Origin of the sequence: Desulfovibrio piger ATCC 29098, from assembly GCF_000156375.1 — a bacterium.
GTDB classification, from domain to species: Bacteria; Desulfobacterota; Desulfovibrionia; order Desulfovibrionales; family Desulfovibrionaceae; genus Desulfovibrio; species Desulfovibrio piger.
The window spans coordinates 51,530-55,277 of sequence record NZ_DS996359.1 but is presented as its reverse complement, the minus strand read 5'-3'; the positions used below and the strand labels follow the sequence as shown (position 1 = coordinate 55,277).

General features: G+C 68.6%; 3 protein-coding genes. 1 reads left to right on the top strand and 2 read right to left on the bottom strand.

Translation table 11 applies throughout. The features are described from left to right. Positions 1-897, bottom strand: an 897-nt coding sequence (locus DESPIG_RS06995) for an MFS transporter (RefSeq protein ID WP_050760289.1), incomplete at its 3' end; no start/stop codon positions are given. A gap of 22 nt (positions 898-919) precedes the next feature. Then, complete coding sequence (locus tag DESPIG_RS06990) at positions 920-2,278, bottom strand: amidohydrolase (RefSeq protein WP_006006753.1); 1,359 nt, start codon at positions 2,276-2,278, stop codon at positions 920-922. 121 nt (positions 2,279-2,399) lie between these two features. Here DESPIG_RS06990 and DESPIG_RS06985 point away from each other — a divergent pair, with 121 nt between their 5' ends. Further along, positions 2,400-3,479 (top strand): CNNM domain-containing protein, encoded by a 1,080-nt coding sequence (locus DESPIG_RS06985; RefSeq protein ID WP_006006750.1) that lies wholly within the window; start codon positions 2,400-2,402, stop codon positions 3,477-3,479. Positions 3,480-3,748 lie beyond the last annotated feature (269 nt).

Here is a 3,748-nt window from a genome sequence, read left to right as displayed (position 1 = left end):
CAGCACCGGGCCCCGGCCGCGCGCACCGTCGGAAAGGCGGCCGAACCACGGCGCCAGCCACGGTTCCCAGAGCCAGCGCAGGGCCTGCAGCGTACCGGCCAGGGTGGCGCAGCCGATGACGAGGCCGCCGGCAAGGACCAGCTCGCCCACATGCAGGGCCACCATGCGGCTGAGGGTGGCGGCGTAGATGCCCTGGAAGACCAAGGCCACCAGCAGCCCGGTGATGAAGGCACGCCGCATGTCGGGGCGGCGCAGGTGCAGGCCCGCCAGCAGGGACGTGGCGGCCTGGCTCGCCGCTCCGGTGGCGCGGCCGCTGCGGGGGATGCGGGTCAGGGCCAGCGGCAGGCCCGTCAGCGTCAGGGCGCCGAAGAGCAGGGCCACGGTGGAGAAGCCCAGCAGGTCGGCCAGGAGGCCGCCGCCGATCATGCCCATCAGGCTGCCCAGGCGCACGAGGCCGTTGTAACTGCCCATGAGATAGCCGCGATTGTCCTTGCGGGAGGCCGCCATCAGGGCGAACAGGGAGCCGAGACGCAGGAGCGTCCAGGCCAGGCCCCAAAGGCAGCGCAGCAGCAGCCAGAGCGCAAAGGACTGGGCCACGCCGTACAGCAGGGTGGTCGAGGCGGCCAGCACCACGGCCAGGGCCATGCCGGTGCGCTGGTCGATGCGGGTATAGAGCAGGCGCACCAGCGGGTTGAGCGGCAGACGCACCAGCCGGTTGACGGCCAGCAGCACGCCCACCTGCCAGAGCGCGGTCAGGCCGCATTCCTGCCAGAACAGGGGCAGGGCGATGTAGAGCATGGTATCGCCGGTCAGGCAAAAGGCCGAGACCACGGCCATGCTGCGGGCCAGACGCCGGGCCGCGGCATCATCTGGGCAGGACGGGGAGGGGGCGCTCATGGGCCTGTCCTGTGGCACGGGCTCAGTCCAGGCGCCGGGCCAGTGCGGCCACGGCCAGCCGGGCCAGCAGTTCCAGGCCCCGGGGCAGGACGCTCTCGTCAAAGGTGAAATGGCTGGTATGGTGCCCGTCGGGCCTGTTGGCGCCCAGTTGCAGATAGGCCGCCAGGCCGCCGTCTTCCTGCACCTTGTTCATGAACCAGCCGAAATCCTCCGAGGCCCAGAAATCGGCCTTGCGGCGCACTTCGTGGAAGGTGCCCATATCCCGGGCCGTGCGTTCCACCAGATCCACCAGCTCGGGGCTGGACATGGCGCCCGGGCAGTGGCTCTGGCACAGGAAGCGGCTGCGGCAGCCGTGCATGCGCGCCGCGCCATCCACCACGCGCCGGGCCTCGGCCAGCATATAGCCGTTGATGTCCCCGTTCTCGCCGCGGGTCTCGCCGCGCAGCCAGGCCTTGGCCGGGATGATGTTGGGGGTCTCGTTGACGTGCATCTCGCCCACGTTGATGCGCGAGGCGCCCTGGCCGTGGCGGGCGATGGCCAGCAGGTTGGTCACGGCCGTACAGGCGGCCAGCAGGGCGTTGCGGCCTTCGTGCGGGGCCAGCCCGGCATGGGCGCTCTGGCCGGTGAAGAAGACTTCGAAGTTGGTGGTGGCCAGGAACTTGTCCGTACCGCAGACCAGATCGCCGCTGCGGCTGGCCTGCATGCTCAGGTGCAGGCCGAACAGGGCCCGGACGCCGTCCACGGCCCCGGCGGCCACCATGCCGGGCGCGCCTTCGCCCTCTTCCTCGGCAGGCTGGAAAATCAGGCGGATGCGGCCGCTCAGGTGGCGCGACAGTTCGTCCCGCAGGCCGCCCAGCAGCCGGGCCAGCTCCACGCCCAGGGCCACATGGCCGTCATGGCCGCAGGCATGCATGCAGCCCGCATGGCAGGAGGCGAAGCCCTGCGCCGCAGGGACGTGATCCTTGTCCGTGGCCTCGGTGATGCCGGCATTGGCATCCATATCGAAACGGAAGGCCACCAGCGGGCCGCGCTCGTCTTCGGGGGTGCCGGGGGCGTCCAGGTCCAGATCGCCCCACAGGCCCGTGAGGCCGCCGGCCATGCAGGCCACCAGGGTGGGGTCGGCGCCCTCGTTGAGGGCACGACCGCTTTGGGCCGCGCAGAAGGCCGCCTCGGGCTGACGGGGACGGGCCGAAGGCCGCAGGGCATTGGCCCCCAGGGTGAGCCGGAAACCGGCATCCTGCAGGGCACGGGCCACCAGCGAAGCGGTCAGGTATTCGCCCCAGGCCGGTTCAGGATGGCGGTGCAGGTGGCGGCGCAGGGCCGTCAGTCGCGGGCCGGCCTCCCCGGCCCTTCGTCGGATCTCCTCCGCAAGACGTTCCATATGGGCTTCTCCTTTGCTGCGGCACATTGCCAAGGCCGCCTGCACAGGATATATGCCGGAGATACGTTCATGCAAGCCGCCGGATGCCTTGCGGCGGCTTTCCATTTTTCACGAGGGACCTATGCTCACCCTGATTCTCGCTGTCAGTGTCGCGGTCGTCATCTCCTTCACCTGTTCCCTGACGGAGGCGGCCCTGTACGCCGTGCCCTGGTCGGCCATCGAGAAGATCCGCAACGACGGCAGGCCCGTGGGGGAAGTGCTCTTCCGTCTGCGCAGCAATGTGGAAAAACCCATCGCCGCCATCCTGACCCTGAACACCGTGGCCAATACCGCGGGCTCCGCCGTGGCGGGCGCGGCCTTTATGGCGGCTTTCGGCGCCGAATACATGGCCCTGTTCGCCGCCGGTTTCACGGTGCTCATCCTGGCCTTCGGCGAGATCGTGCCCAAGACCCTGGGCGTGGCCTATGCCACCTCCATCGCCGTAGTGCTGGCCCGACCGCTGGAAGTGGCGGTCAAGCTGCTGACCCCGGTCATCTGGCTGACGGGCCTGCTGACCCGTCTGCTGACCCCGCCGTCCAACGGCCCGGACATCTCCGAGGACGACATCCGCGCCGTGACCAGCCTGTCGCGCCAGGCCGGGCAGATCAAGGCCTATGAGGAAGCCTACATCCGCAACATCCTGGCCCTGGACCAGAAGCGCGTCTACGACATCATGACCCCGCGCACCGTAGTCTTCTCCCTGCCCGAGGACATGACCGCCGCCGAGGCCTACAAGAACCCGCGCCTGTGGCATGTGAGCCGCATCCCCGTCTACGGCGAGGACAACGAGGATCTGGTGGGCCTGGTGGACCGCCGTACCATCCTCCACTGCCTGCTGGAAGAAAAGGGCGAGACGCCGCTTTCCGAGATCATGAAGCCCCTGCACTTCGTGCTGGAGAGCCAGACCCTGGACAAGCTGCTCAAGGAGCTGCTGCACTCGCGCTCGCACCTGTTCGCCGTGCTCGACGAATACGGCGGCCTTGCCGGTGTGGTGACGCTGGAGGACGTGTTCGAAGAGATGCTCGGCAGCGAGATCATGGACGAGAGCGACAGCGTGGCCGACCTGCGCCAGATGGCCCGGCAGCGGCGGCAGGCCCTGCGGGCGGCCGGTCTGCTGGAGCAGCAGAAAAAGGAAGAACAGGCGGAACAGTCCCGGTCCTGATCGGGAGGTCGATACCTTTGTTCCCTTGATGGATCGATGTGATGACGAAGCCCCGGCCTTGCCGGGGCTTCGGGCGTTTTGGGGCACGAAGGGCTTGAGGGGAGGAAGGACCCCTCTGCTGGCGCGAGAGCGGTCCTCCCTCCCCTCAAACTCCCCACCCTCTCCCCAGCGCGCTTTATCAGGGGATGAGGGATGCGTAGTACGTTGCATGAGGAAAAGGGAAAGCCCACAGGCATGCGGTAGGAGGGAAAGGGCGTGTCTGCGGCTTT

Coding starts and splice junctions, on each gene's coding strand:
- DESPIG_RS06985 (WP_006006750.1), top strand. CDS start 2,400: ATGCTCACCCTGATTCTCGCTGTCAGTGTCGCGGTCGTCATCTCCTTC.
- DESPIG_RS06990 (WP_006006753.1), bottom strand. CDS start 2,278: ATGGAACGTCTTGCGGAGGAGATCCGACGAAGGGCCGGGGAGGCCGGC.